Annotated in this window: 19 protein-coding genes; 10 read left to right on the plus strand and 9 right to left on the minus strand. The window is 65.0% G+C overall.

All coding sequences use genetic code 11. The features are described from left to right. Position 1 precedes the first annotated feature (1 nt). From ACVMIH_RS39835 to ACVMIH_RS39850, 4 genes are all read right to left on the minus strand, one after another. Complete coding sequence (locus tag ACVMIH_RS39835; protein WP_456866101.1) at positions 2–1,627, minus strand: ABC transporter ATP-binding protein; 1,626 nt, start codon at positions 1,625–1,627, stop codon at positions 2–4. Next, the gene (locus ACVMIH_RS39840) at positions 1,624–2,454 is read right to left on the minus strand and encodes an ABC transporter permease (RefSeq protein ID WP_456866104.1); all 831 of its coding nucleotides are present in this window, start codon (positions 2,452–2,454) and stop codon (positions 1,624–1,626) included. The genes ACVMIH_RS39835 and ACVMIH_RS39840 overlap by 4 nt, the downstream gene beginning before the upstream one ends. A gap of 2 nt (positions 2,455–2,456) precedes the next feature. Next, a complete protein-coding gene (locus ACVMIH_RS39845; protein ID WP_168857950.1) occupies positions 2,457–3,434 on the minus strand; it encodes an ABC transporter permease in 978 nt (325 codons plus the stop codon). Positions 3,435–3,671: 237 nt separating this feature from the next. Further along, positions 3,672–5,285, minus strand: coding sequence for an ABC transporter substrate-binding protein (locus ACVMIH_RS39850; protein WP_057015133.1), 1,614 nt, complete (start codon positions 5,283–5,285; stop codon positions 3,672–3,674). Positions 5,286–5,719: 434 nt separating this feature from the next. On the opposite strand from ACVMIH_RS39850, the gene ACVMIH_RS39855 reads away from it, so the two are divergent. Beyond that, positions 5,720–6,019, plus strand: a complete 300-nt coding sequence (locus ACVMIH_RS39855; RefSeq protein WP_021077434.1) for an HU family DNA-binding protein — start codon at positions 5,720–5,722, stop codon at positions 6,017–6,019. A 185-nt stretch (positions 6,020–6,204) separates the two neighbouring features. Here ACVMIH_RS39855 and ACVMIH_RS39860 read toward each other — a convergent pair whose 3' ends face one another. Together ACVMIH_RS39860 and ACVMIH_RS39865 are read right to left on the minus strand one after the other, a co-directional pair. After that, positions 6,205–6,984: an SDR family oxidoreductase gene (locus ACVMIH_RS39860; protein WP_057015134.1), complete on the minus strand. Its 780-nt coding sequence runs from the start codon at positions 6,982–6,984 to the stop codon at positions 6,205–6,207. Positions 6,985–7,315: 331 nt separating this feature from the next. Further along, on the minus strand, positions 7,316–8,302 hold the full coding sequence (locus ACVMIH_RS39865; protein ID WP_156436032.1) for an ABC transporter substrate-binding protein: 987 nt from the start codon (positions 8,300–8,302) through the stop codon (positions 7,316–7,318). A gap of 476 nt (positions 8,303–8,778) precedes the next feature. Here ACVMIH_RS39865 and ACVMIH_RS39870 point away from each other — a divergent pair, with 476 nt between their 5' ends. From ACVMIH_RS39870 to ACVMIH_RS39910, 9 genes are all read left to right on the plus strand, one after another. Beyond that, on the plus strand, positions 8,779–9,873 hold the full coding sequence (locus ACVMIH_RS39870) for an ABC transporter substrate-binding protein (RefSeq protein ID WP_253624147.1): 1,095 nt from the start codon (positions 8,779–8,781) through the stop codon (positions 9,871–9,873). After that, positions 9,851–10,867 carry an ABC transporter permease gene (locus ACVMIH_RS39875; protein ID WP_141340949.1) on the plus strand — a complete coding sequence of 339 codons (1,017 nt, stop codon included), beginning with the start codon at positions 9,851–9,853 and terminating at the stop codon, positions 10,865–10,867. Before ACVMIH_RS39870 ends, ACVMIH_RS39875 begins: the two co-directional genes overlap by 23 nt. Continuing rightward, positions 10,861–11,658, plus strand: coding sequence for an ABC transporter ATP-binding protein (locus ACVMIH_RS39880; RefSeq protein WP_229193070.1), 798 nt, complete (start codon positions 10,861–10,863; stop codon positions 11,656–11,658). The genes ACVMIH_RS39875 and ACVMIH_RS39880 overlap by 7 nt, the downstream gene beginning before the upstream one ends. Further along, positions 11,652–12,824, plus strand: a complete 1,173-nt coding sequence (locus tag ACVMIH_RS39885) for an acyl-CoA dehydrogenase family protein (RefSeq protein WP_456866107.1) — start codon at positions 11,652–11,654, stop codon at positions 12,822–12,824. Before ACVMIH_RS39880 ends, ACVMIH_RS39885 begins: the two co-directional genes overlap by 7 nt. 32 nt (positions 12,825–12,856) lie before the next feature. Further along, complete coding sequence (locus ACVMIH_RS39890; protein ID WP_456866111.1) at positions 12,857–13,951, plus strand: LLM class flavin-dependent oxidoreductase; 1,095 nt, start codon at positions 12,857–12,859, stop codon at positions 13,949–13,951. Next, positions 13,948–14,889 (plus strand): ABC transporter substrate-binding protein, encoded by a 942-nt coding sequence (locus tag ACVMIH_RS39895; protein ID WP_456866114.1) that lies wholly within the window; start codon positions 13,948–13,950, stop codon positions 14,887–14,889. Before ACVMIH_RS39890 ends, ACVMIH_RS39895 begins: the two co-directional genes overlap by 4 nt. A gap of 432 nt (positions 14,890–15,321) precedes the next feature. Continuing rightward, positions 15,322–16,167: a CmcJ/NvfI family oxidoreductase gene (locus tag ACVMIH_RS39900; RefSeq protein WP_076824469.1), complete on the plus strand. Its 846-nt coding sequence runs from the start codon at positions 15,322–15,324 to the stop codon at positions 16,165–16,167. Between the two features lie 120 nt (positions 16,168–16,287). Next, entirely contained in the window at positions 16,288–17,451 is a 1,164-nt protein-coding gene (locus ACVMIH_RS39905) for an IS4 family transposase (RefSeq protein ID WP_057015126.1), read from the plus strand. A 257-nt stretch (positions 17,452–17,708) separates the two neighbouring features. Beyond that, positions 17,709–18,944 (plus strand): MFS transporter, encoded by a 1,236-nt coding sequence (locus ACVMIH_RS39910; protein WP_057015141.1) that lies wholly within the window; start codon positions 17,709–17,711, stop codon positions 18,942–18,944. Positions 18,945–19,057: 113 nt separating this feature from the next. Here the strand turns inward: ACVMIH_RS39910 and ACVMIH_RS39915 are convergent, their stop codons facing one another. The 3 genes from ACVMIH_RS39915 to ACVMIH_RS39925 are packed head-to-tail and all read right to left on the minus strand — an operon-like array spanning position 19,058 to position 21,800. After that, positions 19,058–19,822 (minus strand): anti-sigma factor family protein, encoded by a 765-nt coding sequence (locus ACVMIH_RS39915; RefSeq protein WP_057015142.1) that lies wholly within the window; start codon positions 19,820–19,822, stop codon positions 19,058–19,060. Beyond that, on the minus strand, positions 19,819–20,346 hold the full coding sequence (locus ACVMIH_RS39920) for an RNA polymerase sigma factor (protein ID WP_057015143.1): 528 nt from the start codon (positions 20,344–20,346) through the stop codon (positions 19,819–19,821). Before ACVMIH_RS39920 ends, ACVMIH_RS39915 begins: the two co-directional genes overlap by 4 nt. Further along, positions 20,343–21,800: a YncE family protein gene (locus tag ACVMIH_RS39925; RefSeq protein WP_057015144.1), complete on the minus strand. Its 1,458-nt coding sequence runs from the start codon at positions 21,798–21,800 to the stop codon at positions 20,343–20,345. Before ACVMIH_RS39925 ends, ACVMIH_RS39920 begins: the two co-directional genes overlap by 4 nt.

Below are 21,800 nucleotides of genomic sequence, written 5' to 3' on the forward strand. Positions count from 1 at the left end.
GCTACACGGTTGCGGTGCCGTGCTCGCGCGCAAACGCGCCGCCGGGGATCGCCGACAGCAGCGCCTGCGTATAGGGATGCCGCGGCTTGCCGAACACCTCGGCGGTCAGCCCATGCTCGACCACGGCGCCGTCCTTCATGACGGCGACGAGATCGCAGATCTGGGCGGCGACGCGCAGATCGTGGGTGATGAAGATGATGGAGAGGCCAAGCTGCTGGCGCAGCCCGGCGAGCAGCTTCAAGACCTGCGCCTGCACCGAGACGTCGAGCGCCGAGACCGGCTCGTCGGCCACCAGCACATCCGGCTTCAGCGCCAGCGCGCGGGCGAGCCCGATGCGCTGGCGCTGGCCGCCGGAGAATTCGTGCGGGTAGCGGTCACCGGCGGACGGATCGAGGCCGACCAGCTCGAACAGCTTTCGCGCTTCCGCAATCGCGGTGGCGCGGTCGGTGCCGTGCACGATCGGTCCCTGCGCCACCAGCTCGGCCGCCTTGCGGCGCGGATTGAGCGAGGCGAACGGATCCTGGAACACCATCTGGATGTGGCGGGTCTCGCGCCTGATATCGTCGCGGCCGAGCTTTGCCCAGTCCTTGCCATCGAGCACGATCGACCCGGTGTCCGGATCGATCAGCCGCACGATGCAGCGCGCGAGCGTCGATTTGCCCGAACCGGATTCGCCGACGATGCCGAGCGTCGCGCCGCGCGGCAGGTGCAGCGACACGTTCTTGACGGCCTCCGTGATCCGCGCGCCGCGGCCGAGGAAGCCGCCGGTGCGGTAGGTCTTGGAGACGCCGTCGATGGTCAGGATGTCCTTGCCGGAAAGGATGCGCGGCGGCGGCGCCTTCAGCGGCGGAACGGCTGCGATCAGCTGCTTCGTGTAGGCATGCTGCGGATCGTTCAGCACCTCATCGGCCGTGCCGTGCTCGACGATCGCGCCATGCTGCATCACCACGACGCGGTCGGCGATCTCGGCGACCACGCCGAAATCATGGGTGATGAACAGCACCGCGGTCTTCTTGCGCTGCTGCAAATCGCGGATCAGCTTCAGGATCTGTGCTTGTGTCGTCACGTCGAGCGCGGTGGTCGGCTCGTCCGCGATCAGAAGCTTCGGGTCGAGCGCCAGTGCCATCGCGATCATCGCGCGCTGGCGCTGGCCGCCAGAGAGCTCGTGCGGATAGGCTTTTGCGGCAGCCTTGGGGTCGGGGATGCGGACGTCTTCGAGCAGCGCCAGCACACGAGCATTGATCTCGGCCTTCGAGAGAGCGGTGTGGATCGCAAACATCTCGCCGATCTGGTCACCGATCGTGCGCAGCGGGTTGAGCGCGGTCATCGGCTCCTGGAAGATCATCGCGATCCCGGCGCCGCGCACATCGCGCATCTCTGCGCTGTCGGCGGCGCAGAGGTCGCGGCCGTCGAACATCATCCGGCCCCGTTCGATCGTCACCTCGTTCGGCAGCAGCCGCATGATGGCGTTCGCCATCATCGATTTGCCGGAGCCGGACTCGCCGACCACGCAGAGGATCTCGTTCGACGCAATTGAAAGCGAAACGTCGGACAGCGCATGCGGCCGGTCGGCGCCCTTGGGCAGGCGCACCGTCAGGGCGTCGAGCGAAAGGACCGTGTCGCTCATCGGCTCTTCAGCCTCGGATTGAGCGCATCGTTGAGGCCCTGGCCGACCAGCGACACCGCGAGCACGGTGACGAGGATCGCAATGCCGGGGATCGCCGAGACGTACCACTGCACCCGGAGCACATCGCGGCCGAGCCCGATCAGATTGCCCCAGGAGGCGACGTTGGGATCGGACAGACGCAGGAAAGCGAGCGCGCTTTCCAGCAGGATCGCGACCGCCATCACCACGCTGGCATAGACGATGACGGGCGGCAGCGCGTTGGGCAGGATTTCGCCGAGGATGAGCTGGACGTCCTTCATGCCGAGCGTCTTGCCGGCCTGCACGAATTCGCGGCTGCGCAGCGACAGGAACTCGGCGCGAGTCAGCCGCGCCGGCGCCGGCCACGACACCACGCCAACCGCAATCGTCACCGTGGTCAGGGTCGAGCCGAACACCGCGACCAGGACCAGCAGCAGCACGAAGTTCGGCAGCGTCTGGAACGCTTCCGTGATCCGCATCAGCACATTGTCGACCCAGCCGCCGTAATAGCCGGCGAAGGCGCCGACCAGGATGCCGATCAGGATCGCGATCACGGTGGCGACGCCGCCGATCAGCAGCGAGATCCGCGCGCCGTAGAAGATCTGGGCGGCGATGTCGCGGCCGGAATTGTCGGTGCCGAGCAGGAAGCGCGGATTGGAGAACGGCCAGATCAGCGGCCGGCCGGCAAGGGCGAGCGGATCGCGCGGATAGAGGAGACCCGCGCTGATTGCCATCGCGATCACGAGCAGCAGCAGGATCAGGCCGATCACCGCGGCCGGGCTGCGGAAGTAGCGCTTCACGGCATCCATCGTCAGCCCTCCGCCGCGATGCGCGGATCGAGCCGCGCGTAGAGCAGATCGACGACGAAGTTCACGGATATGACGAGCAGCGCGGACACGAAGACGATGCCGAGCAGGGTGTTGAGGTCGCGCTGCACCACCGATTCATAGGCGAGACGGCCGAGGCCGGGCAGCGAGAACACGCTCTCCACCACGACCGAGCCGCCGAGCATGGTGCCGGCCTGCAATCCGATCAGCGTCACCATCGGCAGCAGCGCGTTGCGCAGCACATGGCGGGTAATGACATGGGTCTCGTCCAGCCCCTTGGCGCGGGCGGTGCGGACGAAATCGAGGTTCAGGACCTCAAGCATCGAGGCGCGCATGATGCGCAAATAGATCGCGAGGAAGATCAGCCCGAGCGTCAGCGTCGGCAGCACCAGATGCGCCGCGATATCCAGCATGCGCCAGATTCCGGTCTGGACGTTGCCGATATCCTCGAAGCCGCCCGGCGGCAGCCACTGCAGATAGACCGAGAACACCACGATCGCCATCAGCCCGAACCAGAACGACGGCGTGGCGTAGAAGATCAGGCCGAGGGTGGAGATCATCGTGTCCGGCCAGCGGTTGACACCGCGCGCGGCGATCACGCCGAACACGAGGCCAAAGAAGAACGCGAATGACAGCGACGCCGTCATCAATAGGATGGTCGGCGGCAGCCGTTCTAGGATCACGGTCGCCACCGGCTTGCCGTAGATCGAGGAGAAGCCGAGGTCGAGCCGGACCAGGTGCCACAGATAGTTCCCGAGCTGCGCCGGAACCGAGAGGTTCAGCCCGTAGAATTTGCGCAGCGCCTCGGCGGTCGCGGCGTCGCCGCCGCCCATCTGCGCCATCAGCGCATCGACGGTGTCGCCCGGCGCGAGCTGCAGCAGCAGGAACACGCCGATCAGGATCAGGAACAGGGTCGGGATCGAGGCGGCGAGCCGCCGCCCCGCAAGGCTCAGGATACGCATATTTTATCTATAGCGTTTTCGAACGATGTGGACACCGGTTCGGGGTGGGCACCGGCCCCTTCTTACCTCGCCCCGCTTGCGGGGAGAGGTCGGATCGCATCGCCAGATGCGATCCGGGTGAGGGGGTACAGGTCTATCGATGGAGCAATATCGTGGAGCGAGCCCCTCACCCCGACCCTCTTCCCGCAAGAGCGGGGCGAGGGAGAAGAGGGCGCCACGCCTAGCGCAGATGTGGCCTCATGCGCTCAGCCAAAGATCGTGCCAGCTCGTCGAGCCCCAGCGCGGCGTGTTGGAGTGGTTGCGCGCCTTGGCCGTGATCACGGTAACGAAGATCTGCTCGATCGGCATCCAGACCGGCAGCTCGGTGTTCACCTCCTTGACGAAATCGGCATAGAGCGCCTTGCGCTTGGCCGGATCGACTTCGGTGGCGGCATCGTCGATGGTCTTGTCGACGGTCTTGTCCTCCCAGCCCCACTGGTTGGTCCACGGCGCGCCCTTGGGCTGGCCGGAGCGGTACCATACCGTGGTCGAGACCGCGGGGTCGTTGCGATACTGGTGCCAGCCGGTCGCGAGATCGAAGGCGTGCTCGTCATAGACCTGCTTGAGGAAGCCGCCGCCGTCGTTGCGTACGATGTCGACCTGGATGCCGACTTCTCCCAGCGACTGCTGGATGAAGGTCGACCACAGCGAGATGTCCTCGCCCCACGGTGCCGGCAGGAGTCTCAGCGAGAAGCGGTTGCCGCTGGAGGCTTTGAAGCCGGCCTCGTCGAGCAGCGCGATCGCCTTGGCCTTGTCGTAGGGATATTGCGGCGTGTTCGGCCCGGGATAGAAGTCGGTCGAGGTCGAGGGGATCGGGCCGGTGCCGAGCTTGGCGAAATCGCCCAGGAAATTGTCGATGAAGAACGGCACGTTGATCGCGTGCGCGATGGCGCGGCGGACCCGGATGTCCGCCAGTTCCTTGCGGCGGAAGTTGAACTCGATGGTGTTGGTGCGGGCGTTGCCCTCGTTGCCCTTGGTCTGGACGACGAAGCGCTTGTCCTTGCCGAGCCGCGCCATGTCCGAGATCGTCAGGCCCGAGAACGGGCTGTAGTGCAGCTCGCCGGCCTCCATCTGGGCGGCCGCGGCGGCGCGGTCGGTGATCACCTTCCAGACGATGCGGTCGAGATAGGGCGCGTTCGGCCGCCAGTAGTCCGGGTTGCGGTCGGCGATGATGTATTGCCCGCGCTCGTATTTGACGAATTTGAATGGGCCGGTGCCGACCGGCGCCAGATTGGTCGGGTTCTGCCTGATGTCGCCGCTCTCGTAGAGATGCTTGGCGGAGACGTAGCCGAGGTCGGGCAGGGCCCGGAGCAACAGGTTGAGCGGCATCGGCCGCTCGTAGCGGAAGATCGCGGTCTGCGGATCGGGCGTATCGACCGATGTGAGGAACAGCTGCAGCGTCGATCCGTAGTTGAGGATCTTCTTCCACATGTTCATCGCGGTGAAAGCGACGTCATCAGAGGTGAACGGCTTGCCGTCGTGCCAGGTGACGCCCTTGCGCAGCTTGAAGGTGACGGTCTTGCCGTCCGGGGTCGCCTCCCAGCTCTCGGCGAGCACGCCGACCGGCTGGCCGTCGGCGTCGAGGTCGACCAGATTCTCCTGGATCTTGCCGCCGATGATGTAGACGCCGGTCGAGGCCTGGATGCTCGGGTTGAGCTGGCGCTGCTCGGCGCCGTAATGGACGTTGAACACGCCGCCCTTGCGCGGGGCCTCCTGCGCGAAGGCCCGCATCGGATTGATGACATTGGCCGCAATCGCGGCCGAGGTCAGAAGGGCCGTGCGGCGGTTGATCTCGAGGCGGCTCAAATCCATACGCGGGTCTCCGGTACTTACATAAAGGCTTGCATCGGGCGACCAGCCGGATCGGTCGTGGCGCCGCTTTGCGATGTTACGATGGAATGGGAACCCGAGTCATTTTCTAATGCCTCGGCCTTTTGGAGGATCGTTTCCGAAACCTGAAGTGGCGCATTGCGACGCTTCGCAACCCGGATCGGGCGCCGCATTGTCGCAGTTTGGGCCGCGCGAGTTGCGTCTGGTGATTCTCTCGAAGGGACGCTTCGGGAGCGCCGAAGCCGCGCAAACCCTGTAATTTTAGGGGTCGGAAGCGCCTTGACTTGAAAAAACACTGGAAAAAACCCTGATTCGGCGGCTGTCCACAGCGATATTGTGGTGGGGAGTGCAGAAAACACTGTTTTTCTCGGCGTTTTCCGCCATATCGTGCCCACTCCAGAATCAATGGAGCAACCATGGCTACCCAACTGTCGAAGTCGCAAGTGATCGAGAAGATCGCGACCACCACCGAACTCTCCAAGCGCGACGTCAAGAACGTTTTGGACTCGCTTGTCGATGTCGGCCACAAGGAGCTGAAGAAGGCCGGGGTGTTCCTCGTCCCCGGCTTCGCGAAGTTCGTTGTGGTCAAGAAGCCTGCGACCAAGGCGCGCAAGGGCACCAACCCCTTCACCGGCGAAGAGATGATGTTCAAGGCCAAGCCGGCCCGGAAGATCGTCCGCGCACGGCCGGTCAAGGCCGCCAAGGACGCGGTTTAAGATGAAAGGCCTCCGGTGACGGAGGCCTTTTGCTTTTGAGCCGTTAGCCAGCCGCAGTAGGTTGCCTGCCCGCGAGAGTGTTCGAGCGCAATGGACACCGGCTCGCATGTGGAAACGCGCCAAAGCAAGCATCCGGAGCTCCGGTTCTGGCTGAGCCAGGACCGGAGTTCTAGATCACCGGAGTTCTAGACCACCGGCGACCGGCCACCATCGACATTGATGGCGGTGCCGGTGATGTAGGAGCCTTGCTCCGAGGCCAGGAAGCAGGCGAGGTTGGCGAACTCCTCCGCCGTGCCGATGCGGCCGAGCGGGGTGCCCTTGGCAAGGCCCTTGGCGAATTCCCCGAAATCCGTGCTCGGCGCCTGGGCAGCATGCCGCTTGACCCATTGATCGCTCATGATCAGGCCGACCAGCAGCGCATTCACCAGGATGTTGTGCTCGCCGCCTTCATTGGCCATCACCTTGGTCAGCGCCATGCCGGCCGCGCGCGACACCGAGGTCGGCGCGGAATTGCCGGCCGGCGCCTTGGCGAAGGTGTTGAGCACGTTGATGATGCGGCCCCATTTGCGCTGCTTCATGCCCGGCCACACCAGGCGGCTGAAACGGATCGCGGCGAACAGTTTCAGGTCGAGGTCTTCCTGCCAGGCCTCGTCGCTGATGCTCTCGAACGCCAGCGTGCGTGCCGTGCCGGCGTTGTTGACCAGCACGTCGATCTTGCCGAGATCCGCGACGATCTGGTCGTGGGCCTTGCTGATGTCGGAAGCCTTCGCGACGTCGCAGACATAATCGCGTACCACAAGGCCGTCCCTGGCGAGCGCTTCGCGCGCCGCAGCGAGATCGGCGGCGCCGCGGGCGAGGATCGCGACCCTGGCGCCGGATTCGGCAAACCGCCGCGCCACCGCGATCCCGATGCCCTTGCTGCCGCCGGTAACCACCGCGACGCGGTCCTTCATTGATAGGTTCATTGTTGTTCTCCCTGGGGCTGGCCCGGAGAGGACGCTATCAAACCGACAGCGCGACCAACAAGGTCATGCAGAGCAGGTGTGCTGTGACAATCAGTGCGAGATGGAGCGGACCGGACATCGGAGATCTCCATGGTGGTGCGCATCTTTTTTGTCGTCAGGCGAGCACCGCCGTCTGTCTCCCTCCCCCTGAAAGGGGGAGGGCGGGGTGGGGGTTGCTCTCCACCGACGCCGGCGTCTGTGGAGGCAGGATCCCCACCCGGATTGCTGTGCAATCCGACCTCCCCTTTGCAAGGGGAGGTGAGGAAAGAGCGTGCCCGGTTCACGCGCGCCGCTAGTTCGAGCGCGCGCTTGCCGTGAAGCTGCGGTCGACGGCCTTGCCGACATCCAGCGTCTTGCCGAGGATACCGTAGCGCGTGGCGCGATCGGAGGCGGCCTGCACCTCCTTCACCACGGCCTCGTCGATCGCGATCGGGCTCGTCTTCTGAGCGGTGTAGGCGGCGAGCAGCACGTCCTCCGGCAGTTTTGTGAGCTCGGCCGTGTTCCTGGCGTACTCGGCGAGATGGTCGAGCGACCACAGCCGCGCCTTGTTGAGCCGCTGCACCAGGTCCTGCACCGCCGCGCGCTTGGTTGCGATCGCGTTGTCGGAGGCGACGATGAAGGTGATGGTCGGCGTCAGCCCTTCGCCGTCGGCGACGACGCGCGCCTTGTCCTTCAGCGTGGCGTAGGAGATATACGGCTCCCACACCGCCCAGGCGTCGATCGAGCCGGCGAGCAGCGCGATCTTGGCGTCGACCGGGCCGAGCGGGGCGAAGGTCGCGTCCTCGATCCTGCTGCCGGCTTTTTCCAGCGTCGCGTTGATCAGGAATTGGCCCCAGCCGCCGCGCGTGCCGGCGAGGCGCTTGCCCTTCAGATCGGCCGCGGTCTTGATCGGCGAATCCCCGCGCACCAGGATCGCCTGCGTCCGCGCATCGGAGCGCGTGCCGCCGATCGCCTTGATCGGCGCGCCCGATGCATAGACCGTGAGGAAGGACAGATCGCCGGTGTAGCCGACGTCGAGCGCGCCGGCGTTGATTGCTTCCAGGATCGGGGCTGCGGCGGGGAATTCCGACCACTCGATCTTGTAGGGCAGATCCTTGGCGAGGCCGGAAATCTCCAGCAGCGAGCGGTTGCCGCCCTTCTGGTCGCCGACGCGCAGCACGATCGCGTCGGCCGCGAGCGCCGCAGCCGATGTCGACAGCGTGATCACGGCCGTGATCAGCGCTGCCGCCGTGCGGCGGGTGAGAGAATAGGCAGGGCCCGAGCGGGTCAGTTTGCGCATATGAATTTTCTTCCTGATTCATTCGCTGCGCCGCGGAACTCGCGGCAGCGTTCGATCAAGTCTATGAGCAAGCCGTTCGCCGTCAACGAAACGGAAATCTGAATTCGCCGGCTGCGTGGCAAGGATGATCTCGTCAAGCAGGCCGCGCGTAGAAGACATCGCGCATGCGGCCGCAAAACGCCTAGATTTGATGCAGTCACGGGTGATCGCGCCGCATCTCCGTCTGGGACGATCGTGAAAATCCTTTCATCGCCGCGCGATGCGATCGTGGAGAGTTCAGCTGTGGCGCCGACAACATTCGAAATTCCATTTCATTGACGATGATCTTGTCGCGCCGCATCATTTGCATGTTGCTTTGAGTGCAATCGCGCCGGAGAAATCCGCTTTTTTCTGAACCATGTGCTTCGAACGACGGGGCGTTCAAACGGAGACGTTTTGCGCGCGGGGCGGAGCCTTGCCGAAATGCAGGAGTGAAGATGTCGACGGATAACAAGAAGACGGTGATGGATCGCCGCACATTGCTGCGTGCGGGCGCCGCCGCGGCCTTTGCCGCGCCGATCGGGGCGTATAGTGCGCAGGCGTTCGCGCCGCGGGCGGTCACGCCGGCGATCGACTTCTCGGAATTCCCGGTCTGCAAGACCGCATCCGATGCACCGGCTTTGACCGGCGCGCCGCGCAAGCTGAAGCTGTCCTGGAACGCCGGCGCGGTCTGCCTTGCGCCGCTGCCGGTCGCGATCGACCACGGCTTCTTCCAGAAACAGAATCTCGACGTCGAGCTGGTCAACTATTCGGGCTCGACCGACCAGCTGCTGGAGGCGATCGCCACCGGCAAGAGCGACGCCGGTCTCGGCATGGCGCTGCGCTGGCTGAAGCCGCTGGAGCAGGGCTTTGACGTCAAGATCGCTGCCGGCACCCATGGCGGCTGCATGCGCGTCTTGACCCGAACTAATTCCGGGGTCGACAAGCTCGCCGATCTCAAGGGCAAGATCGTCGCGGTCGGCGATCTCGCCGGTCCCGACAAGAATTTCTTCTCGATCCAGCTTGCCAAGCTCGGCATCGACCCGATCAAGGACGTCGACTGGCGCGCCTATCCCGGCAATCTGCTCAATGTCGCGGTCGAGAAGGGCGAGGTGCAGGCCTTCCTGTCGTCGGACCCGCTGGCCTATCTTTGGCTGAAGGATGCGCAGTACAAGGAGGTCGCCTCCAACCTCGACGGCGAATATCGCGACAAGAGCTGCTGCATCGTCGGCCTGCGCGGCAGCCTGGTGCGCGAGGAGCCTCAAGTCGCGCGCGCCATCACCCAGGCGCTGCTCGACGCCGCGATGTTCACCTCGCAGAACCCGGACAAGGCGGCGAAGTCGTTCCAGCCCTATGCGCCGAAGGCGGCGAGCCTCGCCGATCTCGAGGCAATGGCGCGCTACCACACCCATCACCATCATCCGACCGGCGAGGTGCTCAAGCGCGAGCTGAAGGGCTACGCCGACGACCTCAAGACGGTGCAGGTGTTCAAGCAGAGCACCGACACGGCCAAATTCGCGGAGCGGATCTATGTCGACGTATTCAGTGTCTGACGCGACGGCCGCGGCCGCGCCGCGTGCGGCGGTCACGTTCTCGAACCTCTCCGGCAGTTACGGTGTCGGCCTTGCGGCGAGCCTCGTCTGGCTCGCATTCGGCCTCTCATGCCTTTATTGGCCCGATGTCGGCGACTGGTCGCGGACCGGATCGCTCGGCATCGGCGCGATCGTCATCGCCGCGTTCATCCTGTTCGGCACATTCAGCGCGGATTATCTCGGCGGCGCCGGGCAGGCGTTGCGCAAGCGCGCGCCATGGCTGGTGGCGTTCGGCGCCTTCGTGACGTTGTGGGAGGTGGCCACCGCAAAGTTCGCTTGGCTGCCGCTGCCGTTCTTCCCGCCGCCGCAGTCGATCCTCGAGGTCTATACCGACGATCTGCCGAAACTGCTCGATAGCGTGTTCGCCTCGATCAAGCTGCAGCTCGGCGGCTACATCATCGGCGCAACCGTCGGCTTTATCACCGGTGTCTCGATCGGCTGGTCGCAGAAGATCGGTTACTGGGTGCATCCGGTGCTGCGCTTCATCGGCCCGCTGCCGGCTACGGCCTGGCTGCCGATCGCTTTCTTCACCTTTCCGTCGAGCTGGAGCGCCTCGACCTTCCTGATCGCGCTTGCCACCGGCTTTCCGGTGACGGTCCTGACCTGGTCGGGCGTCGCGAGCGTCAGCAGCGCCTATTACGACGTCGCGCGCACGCTCGGCGCAAAACCGTCATTCCTGGTGCTGAAGGTCGCGATCCCCGCCGCGCTGCCGCATGTGTTCGTCGGCCTGTTCATGGGGCTCGGCTCGTCCTTCGCGGTGCTCGTCGTCGCCGAGATGATCGGCGTCAAGGCCGGGCTCGGCTGGTACCTGCAATGGGCGCAGGGCTGGGCGGCGTATGCCAACATGTATGCGGCGCTGATCGTGATGTCGCTGCTCTGCTCCGGCGCGATCACGCTCTTGTTCCGCACCCGCGACCGCCTGCTGGTCTGGCAGAAGGGCGTCGTCAAATGGTAGCGCAGTCCGCAGCTGAGGCGATCACCTATCCGGCGGTCGGCGCCGAGCTCGATATCGAAGGCGTCAGCCACGCCTTCGATATCGATGGCGCCACGCTGCCGGTGCTCGACAATGTCAACCTCGCGATCGCGCCGGGCGAGTTCGTCGCGCTGCTCGGCCCGTCCGGCTGCGGCAAGTCGACCTTGCTGCGGCTGGTGGCCGGGCTGGAGAAGCCGCGCGCGGGCACGCTGCGCGAGGATGAAGTCCGCATCGCCGGACCGCATCCGTCGCGGGTTGTCGTGTTCCAGGACCCGACGCTGTTTCCGTGGCGCACGGTGTGGGACAATGTTGCGCTTGGCCTCGAAGCGCAGGGCATTCTGAAGGCGCAGCGCCACCGCGTCGATGACGTCATCGAGCTGGTCGGCCTGTCCTCGTTCCGCAACGCTTATCCGCACCAGTTGTCCGGCGGCATGGCGCAGCGCGTGGCGCTGGCGCGCGCACTGGTCAACGATCCGAAGATCCTGGTGCTCGATGAGCCGCTCGGCAAGCTCGATTCGCTGACGCGGATCGCCATGCAGTCAGAACTCGTCGCGCTGTGGCAGCGCAAGGGCTTTACCACGCTGTTGGTCACCCACGACGTCGAGGAGGCGCTGGTGCTCGCCAACCGCGTCATCGTGCTGTCCGATCGGCCGGCGCGCATCAAGGCGGACATCGCAGTCGCCAGGCCGTACCCGCGGCATCGCGGCGATCCCTATCTGGCTGAGCTGCGCAAGCAGATTCTCGGCCTGCTCGGACTGGAGGCGACATGGTGACGTCTGCGGCGAGGGAACTGCATCCGGCGGACGAGCCGGAGCACATCGCGCGCGCGTTGCGGCTCGCCGACGTGTTTGCAGCGCGTGCACCGGCGCACGACCGCGACGCCAGCTTTCCGTTCGAGAATTTCGCGGATCTTTCGCGCGAAGGCCTGCTGGCGCTGACCGTGCCGGCCGCGCTCGGCGGCGGCGGAGCAGGCGCCCGCGACGCCACGCGCGTGCTCGGCATCATCGGCAAGGCCGATCCGTCGACCGCGCTGGTGCTGTCGATGCATTACATCCAGCATCTGGTGATGGCGCGCAGCACGCGTTGGCCGGGCCGGCTGTCGCGCAAGCTTGCCAAGGAAACGGTCGAAGGCGTGGCGCTGATCAACGCATTGCGCGTCGAGCCCGAGCTCGGCTCGCCCGCGCGCGGTGGCCTGCCGGCGACGACGGCGCGGTGCACCGAGACCGGCTGGCGGCTGACCGGCAAGAAGATCTATTCGACCGGCGCGCCGATCCTGAAATGGTATTCGGTCTGGGCGAAGACCGACGAGCAGGAGACCCGTGTCGGCTTGTTTCTGGTTCCCGCCGGTCTGCCGGGAACGCGGATCGAGGAGAGCTGGGACCATCTCGGCCTGCGCGCCAGCGGCAGCCACACCGTGATCTTCGACGACGTCGTGTTTCCGCTGGATTACGAGATCGACGTGCGCACGCCCGACGACTGGAAGGTTCCTGACGTTACCCAGGCGACCGTGCATGCGATCTTCGTCGCCGCGATCTATGACGGCATCGCCCACGCGGCCCGCGATTGGCTGGTCACATTCCTGAAGCAGCGGGTGCCCGCCAATCTCGGCGCGCCGCTCGCGACCTTGCCGCGGATGCAGGAGGTCGTCGGCGCGATCGAGGCGCGGCTTGCGGTCAATGCCCGCCTGATCGACAGCTTCGCCGCCGATTTCGATAACGGCTTCCCGCTGTCCGCGATCGAGTCTAACATCATCAAGCTGACGGTGACCAATAACGCCGCGGCAGTGGTGGAGGATGCCTTGTCGCTGACCAGCAATCACGGCCTGTCGCGCACCAATCCGCTGGAGCGGCATTACCGTGACGTGCTGTGCGGCCGCGTCCATACCCCGCAAGACGATGCCACCCGTGTCTCCGCCGGACGCTCCGCGCTGGGCGTCTGAAAACAATAGCCAACAACAACGGAGTTCCCGTTATGCCGGTCGAGTTCATCGGCTTCATCACCAACAACAATGCCTCCGAGACCATCGTCCGCTCAGGCCCGGTGCTCGATCCGCCCTATATCGAGACAGTGGCCAAGGCGCATGAGCTCGCCGGATTCGATCGCGCGCTGCTGGCGTTCCATTCCACCACGCCGGATGCGTTGCAGGTCGCGCAGCATGTCCTGACCATCACCAAGCAGCTCAAGGTGATGATCGCGCAGCGACCGGGCTTCACCGCGCCGACGCTGCTGGCGCGCCAGCTCGCGACGCTGGATCAGTTCTATGGCGGCCGCGTCTCGCTGCACGTCATCACGGGCGGCAACGCCATCGAGCTGCGCCAGGACGGCAACACGCTCGACGACAAGGACGAGCGCTACGCCCGCACCAGCGAATTCCTCGACGTGGTGCGGCTGGAGTGGACCAGCGAGAAGCCGTTCAACTACAGCGGCAAGTATTACAACGTCGAGAACGGCTTCTCGCAGGTGAAGCCGTTGCAGAAGGGCAGCATCTACACCTTCGTCGGCGGCGGCTCGGACGCTGCGGTCGAGGTCGCGGGCAAGCACGCCGATACTTTCGCGCTGTGGGGCGAGTCCTACGCGCAGGTGCGCGACGTCACCGCGCGGGTGCGCGCCGCCGCGGCCAGGCACGGAAGGCCGACGCCGCGCTTCAGTCTGTCGGTGCGGCCGATCCTCGCCGACACCGAAGAGAAGGCGTGGAAGAAGGCGGAACATATCCTCGAGCGCGCCACCGCGCTGCAGGACCAGACCGGCTATCGCCGTCCCAACCACGCGACCGACGGCGCCAAGCGGCTGCTGGCGCTCGCCGATCAGGGTACGCGCATCGACAAGCGGCTGTGGACCGAGATCGCCAAACTGACGGGCGCCAACAGCAATACCACCGCGCTGGTCGGCACACCCGAGCAGGTCGCCGAGGTATTCGGCGATTATTACGATCTCGGCGTCAGCCACTTCCTGATCCGCGGCTTCGACCCGCTGGTCGATGCGATCGATTATGGCCGGGCGCTGATCCCGCTGACCCGCAAGCTGATCGAAGCGCGCGACCAGCAGCGGGGGATTGCCGCCGAATGATCCGTCTCATTGTTGCGGCAGTGCTTGCGCTCGTCGCCGTCGACGCGGCCTTCGCGCAGACCACGCTGCGCGTCGGCGACCAGAAGGGCAATTCGCAGGCCGTGATGGAAGCGGCCGGTGTGCTCAAGGACGTTCCCTACAAGATCGAGTGGAAGGAGTTCGCCGCAGCCGCGCCGCTGCTGGAGGCCCTGGGCGCAGGCGCGATCGATACCGGGCTGGTCGGCGACGCGCCGTTCACCTTCGCGGCGGCCGCCAAAATTCCGGTCAAGGCGATCGCCGCGGTGCGGCAGTCGCGCGACGGGCTCGCGGTCGTGGTGCCGGAGAACTCCGCGATCAAGAGCTTCGACGATCTGCGCGGCAAGAAGATCGCAACCGGCCGCGGCTCGATCGGCCATCAGCTGATCCTGGCGGCGCTGGAATCCAGGGGTTGGCAGGCGAACGACGTGCAGATCGTGTTCCTCGCGCCGTCGGATGCCAAGGTCGCCTACACGCAAGGTTCGGTCGACGCCTGGTCGACCTGGGAGCCTTATGTGAGCCAGGAAGAGGTGCTGTTCAAGTCGCGCCGCGTCATCACGGCTGACGGCATCACGCCCGGCCTCGGCTTCCAGGTCGCAACGCCCGATGCGATCAAGGGCAAGCGCGCCGAGCTCGAGGATTTCCTGCGTCGCCTCGCCGCGGCGCGCGCATGGTCGCAGAACAATGTCGAGGGCTACGCTGCGACCTGGGGCAGGCTGATGAACATCCCGCCCGCGGTGGCGGTGAACTGGCTGACGCGGGCCAAGATCCGCATCGCGCCGATCGACGACAGCGTGGTCGCCGACGAGCAGAAGACCATCGACCTCTACGACCGCTGGGGCCTGATCCGGCAGAAGATCAACGCCGCCGACATCGTCGACCGCTCGTTTGGTGCGGCCGTCGGGAAGGGCGCGGGACTGTAGGCAATTTGCAAGCGACACCAAACATTCAGCGTCGTCCTGGCTTTCGCCAGGACGGCGGGTGCTCGCACGATTTCGGAATATTGGAAAAATATCCCTGATTTGCCCGACGTGTCAAGCTGCCCTGTCGAAGGCCGGCAGCCGCGAGGTCCTTTGCATGGGGTTGTTTTCGATATTTTGCCGGCGCACCTGCGGCGGCCCTGCAGGCGGGAGATGTGGACCGTCTGCGCGGAAGCGATTCAGCTCCGCACTATTGCACCGCTAACGAACCCGTGATTCAAAACATCCATTCGTCCGCCGGCTGCCGCGCGGCAAGGATTTTCCCCGTTTGGCACATTCCAAAACCAGCAACGTTGCTATTTTCGCCACGACCTTGCCACCCCGCCCGGCGCCGCCAAGATCAAAAGCACGAACAATCGAGTCCGGGAGATCACCATGGGCCTTCAACAAACTCGCATCGAGTCGCTGCCGTTTGTGACCGCTGAACTGAATTATCTCGCGCCGACGCCGGGCAAGCCCCGGACCTACGCCTTCGATCCGCCGCCCGGCGAACCCAAATCCACCGCGCTGCCCGAAGCCCACAATGTTCCGATATTTGACGGGCGTTTGATCGCCGACAGCTTCTCGCTCGATCGCGAGGGCTTTGCGCTGGTCAAGCATCCGACCAGCGTCAAGGACTATTACGACGAGAACGAAGTCCGCAACGTCTACTATCCCGCCGTCGAAGCCTTCCTGAAGGCGACGCTGAAGGCGGATCGCGTTGTCATCTTCGATCACACCGTGCGCAAGCGCGTCGAGGGCGCGGCTGACATCCGCGGCGGTGGTCCGCGCCAGCCGGCGACCCGCGTCCATGTCGACCAGACCGCCGTCTCCGGCCGCAACCGGGTGTTCGAGCACCTGCCCGACGAGGCCGAGCAGCTGGTCAAGGGCCGTGTCCAGGTGATCAACCTGTGGCGCCCGATCCGCGGTCCCCTGCGGGATTCACCGCTGGCGATGGCCGATGGCACCACGGTCGCGCCGGAGGATTTGATTGCTTCGGACCTGATCTATCCGAACCGCAGCGGCGAGACCTACTCGGTGAAGTACAATCCGAACCACCGCTGGTTCTACATTCCCGAGATGACGCCGGACGAGGCGATCCTGCTGAAATGCTACGACTCGGCGACCGACGGTCGCACGCGGTTCGGGCCGCATACGGCGTTCGTCGATCCGACCACGCCGGCGGATGCCGCGCCGCGCGAGAGCATCGAGCTGCGCACGCTGGTGTTCCATAAGCAGTGAAGTCACCTCGCCCCGCGTGCGCAGGGGTGTCCGGGGAATGATTCACTGTGTCGCGGTGCATGCTCGGCAGGACCGAGGCAAATCGGTCTTTTCTGGTTGTCGAGACACAGAGGGCCGAGCATGCGATATCGCGGTAGCATTTTTGGAAGGCTGCTTGAACCGATCAATCGACGGCAGTTTCAGACGGTTGTGGATCGTCTGGACGGGGATGCCTACGACAAGTCGTTCAGGAGCTGGGATCATCTGGTGGCGCTGATCTATGCCCAGCTTAGCGGCAACAGCAGTCTGCGCGGGGTGGTGACTGGCTTCAACGCCAATTCGCAGCATCACTATCACTTGGGAACCGGCAAGCTGTCGCGCTCGACGTTGTCCGATGCCAATGCCCGCCGTCCGATCGGCATTTTCGCGCAAACCTTTGCGGCGCTGTCGGCGATGGCGCGTCGCCAGCTGCGGAGTGAAGGCATGGAGATGGTGCGTCTGATCGACGCCAGTCCGATCCCGCTCGGCAAGGTCTGCAGTTGGGCGACGTGGAACGGCCGCATCCGCGGCATGAAGCTGCATGTCGTCTACGACCCAAGGAGCGATGTCCCGACCTGCGTCGAGATGACGGCCGCGAACGTCAATGACATCGAGATCGGCCGACAGACCCCAATCCAGCCCGCCACCACCTATGTGTTTGACAAGGGCTATTGCCGTTTCGACTGGTGGCAGAAGATCAATGATAGCAAGGCTTTCTTCGTTACCCGGGCGAAGACGAGCATCCGTCTTCGCTCGCTCAGGCATCGCGCCATCCGCAAGCGTAACGGGGATGGCTTCGAAATCCTTGCCGATGACGAGGTGAAGCTCACCAGCAAGGGCGATTCGCGCCTTCCAATCCCGCTCCGCCGCATCAAGATCAGACGCGAGAAAGGCGGCAAGATCACACTCCTGACCAACGACCTTGCCCGTAGCGCCGTCGAGATCGCCGCCCTCTACAAGAGCCGATGGCAAATCGAGCTGCTGTTCCGCTGGATCAAGCAGCATCTCGATATTCGCAAGTTCCTCGGCGCCAACGACAACGCGATCCGCCTTCAGGTGCTCGCTGCGATGATTGCCTACCTGCTGCTGCGCATCGCCGCTCACACCAACTGCATCAAAATGCTCCCGCTCAGGTTCGCCGAACTCGTCGGCCAGCTCCTGCTCACGCGTCGATCCCTCGCTGCCATCGACAAACCTCCGCCCATCAACCCCAGCCGTCGGAAATCAACCATCTCACCTGACCAGATGGAGCTCCGCTATGCCTGAATTTCCCCGGACACCCCTGCCGCGTGCGGGGAGAGGTCGGAACGCATCGTTAGATGCGTTCCGGGTGAGGGGGAGTCTCCGCACATCCAATTGTCACCGTGTTCGCGGGTGCAGCCCCTCACCCAACCCTTTAGAGCGAGCTTCGCTCGTCTCGACCCCGTGAAGAACGGGGAGAGGGCTAACCGATTGGCACCCTCCGCCCAATAATGTTACGCCCGTCGCCAAACCGCTCGGGGAAGAGGCGATTCGTGGACGGCGTGGTGACGAAGGAAGAGGCGGGGATCGGGTTCCGCGCCCTGGTGCTTGCACTTCTGGCATTGGCCTCCGGCCACATGCTGTCGACGCTGCTGCGGACCATCCCGGCGATCAGCCTCGATCTGATGGCGTCGGATTTCGGCACCTCGCCGCAGGCGCTCGCGAGCCTCACCTCGATCTATCATTTCTCCTTTGCCGCCTCGCAAATCCCGGTCGGCGCCGCGATGGATCGTTTCGGCGTGCGGCCGGTGTCGCTGAGCCTGCTCGCCGGTACCGTGATCGGAACGCTGGTCTCGGCGCTGGCGACGGGGCCTGCGAGCTTTGTGCTCGGCCAGCTCATGCTCGGCGTCGCCACTTCGGGCATGCTGATGTGCCCGATGACGCTCGCGGCGAAACAGATGTCGGCGGCGAAGTTCGGCCTGTGGTCCGGCCTGATCCTCTCAATCGGCAATATCGGCATGCTGCTGTCGGCAAGCCCGCTGGCGTTCGTGGTCGATCAGTTCGGCTGGCGCGCCGGTTTCTGGGTTTCGGCCGGCTTCGGCATTGTCGTGCTGATCGCGGTGTTCGCGCTGGTGCCGCGGCAGCCGGCGGCGCATGCGGATGATTCCTCGCCGCTGCACCAGATGGCCGAGGTACTGCGGCTCGGCATGTCGCGCGGCCTGCGCGGCCTGATCGCGCTGTCGCTGGTGTCGCTCGGCGCGTCGCTGACCTTGCGCGGCTTGTGGGGCGGCCCGTGGCTGATGGACGAGAAAGGGCTGAGCCGGATCGAGGCCGGCAATGTGCTCGGCCTGTTCACGCTGGCGATGATCGTCGGCCCAGCCTGCATCGGCGCTTTCGATCGCAAGTTCGGGCACCGCCGTGCCATGGTGGCGGTGACGCACGCCATCGCCGCGCTGCTGCTCGTCTTGATGGCGGCCGGTGCGCCGCATTTCCCGGTCTCGAACCTCTTCGGGGTTGCCGTGATGCCGACGCAATATGACTTGGTGCTGTTGATCCTGATCGGGCTTGCGACGTCGGCGCAGCCGCTGATCTACGGCATGACGCGGCAGCTTGTCGCCGCACAGAACACCGGCAAGGCGCTGTCCTCGGTCAATCTCGCGTTCTTCCTTGGCGCAGCGCTGCTGCAATCGAGCACCGCCGGCGTCGCGGCGCTGTTCGGGCTGCCCGCGGTGCTGCTGTTCATCGCCGGCGCTCTGGTGATCGGGACCGTGCTGTTCCTGGTCTACACCAGGCCCTAAAGCGCGATGAGATTGGGTTGAATCGTCATCGCGCCTTGGCTCTTTGTTTGAGCATGATCTTTTCGGAAAACCGCTCGCACTTTTCCGGATCATGCTTTAGCGCGCCGTTCCGATCAGATCGTCTGCGCCTGCTTGCGAATCTCGTTGGCAAGCGGCCGCAGGGAATCGCCCCCGCGCGGCCCCACCAGGGAGTAGCCCGTACCGCCGTCGGCCCACGAGAAGCCCGCGACATCGCCACCCGAATGCGCCGCCATCGGCGCGTTCTGGTCTGACGTCATCGGGCGGGTGAGAACCACAAGCCGCTCGCCGCGATCGTCGTCGTACATGAACATGGCCGCAGGACCATGTGCGGTCGGCACTACCCGTCCGCCCATCAAGCGATATCCCGACTTGGTGAGATCCGGCAGCTTGACCGGTTGATGCAACCGGTTGGAGACCCATTGCACAAGCTCGGTGCTGTCGCGCAACTCGACCGGCCGCGTATGATCGGAGGCGTACACTCTGTAGGAATCGTTTGCCTCCTCGGCAAGCGCTGCGAGCCCGCCGGCCGGCGCAAGCGTTACGCCGCGGATCATCCATCCACCGAGGCCGCCGATCGAGAGCATCAGCATCGCTGCGATGGCCCAGCGCAACGACGAGGGGCGGCGGCGCGGGCTCTCGATCATTCTGGCGAGGTTGAGCCGCGGCGGCAGCGGCTCCTCGGCGATCGGCAGCAGCGCCGATCGCAAGAGGTTACGCTCATCGGAGTAGGCGGCGATGCGCTTGGCCACGTCCGGATGCTTGTCCAGATAGGCGCGGACCTCGGCCTCGCGTTCCGGCTCGAGCGCGCGATCGACATAGGCGTGCAGATCGTCTTCTGTAATGGGTCGGTTACTCATGTCTTGTTCCGCAATTGCACGACATTATGATCCCGGTCGCCGGGAGTCCCCTCCAGTTCGTGATGCAGCCGCTCGCGGGCGCGCGCGAGGCGTGACATCACCGTGCCAATGGGCACCCCAAGCACCTTCGCGGCATCGGCGTAGGACAAATCCTCAACGCCGACGAGCAGCAGCACCGCACGCTGGTCATGCGGAAGCCTGGTGAGCTTCGCCATGACGTCGCGATACATCACCTTGTGCTCCTGCGCCGCTTCCTGGCCGAACGAACCCTCGTTGGTTTCGTCGATCGCGACATGAACGCCGCGCACCGTTGCGCGGCGAAACTGGTTGATGGCGAGATTATGCAGGATCGCGAACAGCCACGGGCGCGGATTGTCCGACCGCCGCTGCTCCCAGTGGATGACGGCGCGTTCCAGGCAGTCCTGCACCAGGTCGTCGGCCGCGGCGTGATCGCGGACCAGGGCCCGCGCATAACGCCGCAAGGCGGGTATCAGCGGCTCGACCAGGTGCAGCATGTCGCTCATGGCGCTTGTACCTGCACGACCGCGCCGAGTTTCGCCGGCTCGCCGGCTGCGATGACGAGGTAGCGTCGCTCCGCCCTGGCCGCGCTCTGCACGATCTGCCGGATCGGACCGGCCGCGTTGACGATCGCGGAGCCGGCCGGATTGGTCATGAAGGCTGCCAGCGGCTCCACCATGCCGCCACCGTCAGCGTGTTCGGCCAATCCCAGCACGTAGCGCTGCTTCGGCTCGAGCCCGGTCACGGAAGCCTGCAGCACCTGGATCAGCCCTTGATCGAACAGCGATACGCTGGTCGGCGGCTTCTCGCCCTTGGCTTGCTTTTTCGGTGCGAGCGCGAGGTGAGCGGCCTGGCCGGCGACGCCGAGGGCTTGCAGGTTCTGGCGATCTTCCGGATTTGGCGCGGCGTTCGGCACATAGACGATCGCCTGCGGCGCCTGGCCGATCGGGATGTTGGCGATCACCTTGTTGGTCGCGGTGTCGATCGCGGCCAGCGCGTCGGCATTTTCGAGACCGACATAGACCCGCGTGCCGTCGCCGGACGGCCAGACGCCGTGCGGCAGATTGCCGACGGGAATGGTCGCGACTTGCGAGAAATCGTCGGTTCGGAACACCTTGACCTCGTTGGTGCCGCCGATGGTCACATAGGCGAAGGTCCCCTTTGAGGTCCTGGCGAAATTGACGTGGTTGGTGATCGGGCCGCTGTCGATGGTCTTGATCAGGTTGAACGGCGGCTTGGCGTTGAACACCTGCGTCCTGCCGACATCCTTCAGCGTGAACCAGACCTGGTCGCCATCGGGCGACGCCGCGATGTTCGGGCAGAACGGGCTTTCCTGCTTCACCTTGGCGACGATCTGATGGTCTGCGACCGAGACCACGTCGGTCTCCGGATTGAACGACGAACAGATGTAGCCGTACTTGCCGTCGGGCGAGAAGATCTGCATGCCGGGTCCCGCGGGCACCTCGATGCGCGTCGTTTCCTTGAAGCTCTGCGCGTCGATGACCGAGATGTAATTCTCGCCGCGCACGGTGACCCATACTTCCTTGCCGTCGGGCGTGAAGAACGCCTCGTGCGGTGACCGCCCGATATAGGTGACGTGCTTGACCGCGTTGGTTGCCGTGTCGATGAAGCTCACCGAGTTCGAACCGATCGAGACCACCGCGAGGGTGCGGTGGTCGGGCGAATAGCCCATGCCGTGGACCAGCACCTGGCCCTTGTAGAGCGGGCTGAAATTGCCCGGCTGCGGGTCGCCGAGCCGGATCACGCCGAGCAGCTTGTTGTCGGCCGGGTCGGTGACCGACACCGTGTTGGAGAACTGCTCGGCGGCGTAGACGCGATCGTGATGGCTGACCGGAATGTCGGGCGCGGACGCAGCGCCCGGCCCCTGTCCGGCGAAAGCAGGGCTCGACATCGCCAGCACGGTCGTGGCCAGCAGGCTCTTGAGGATTTGACGGTTCAT

Source organism: Bradyrhizobium sp. USDA 4503 (genome assembly GCF_054055815.1).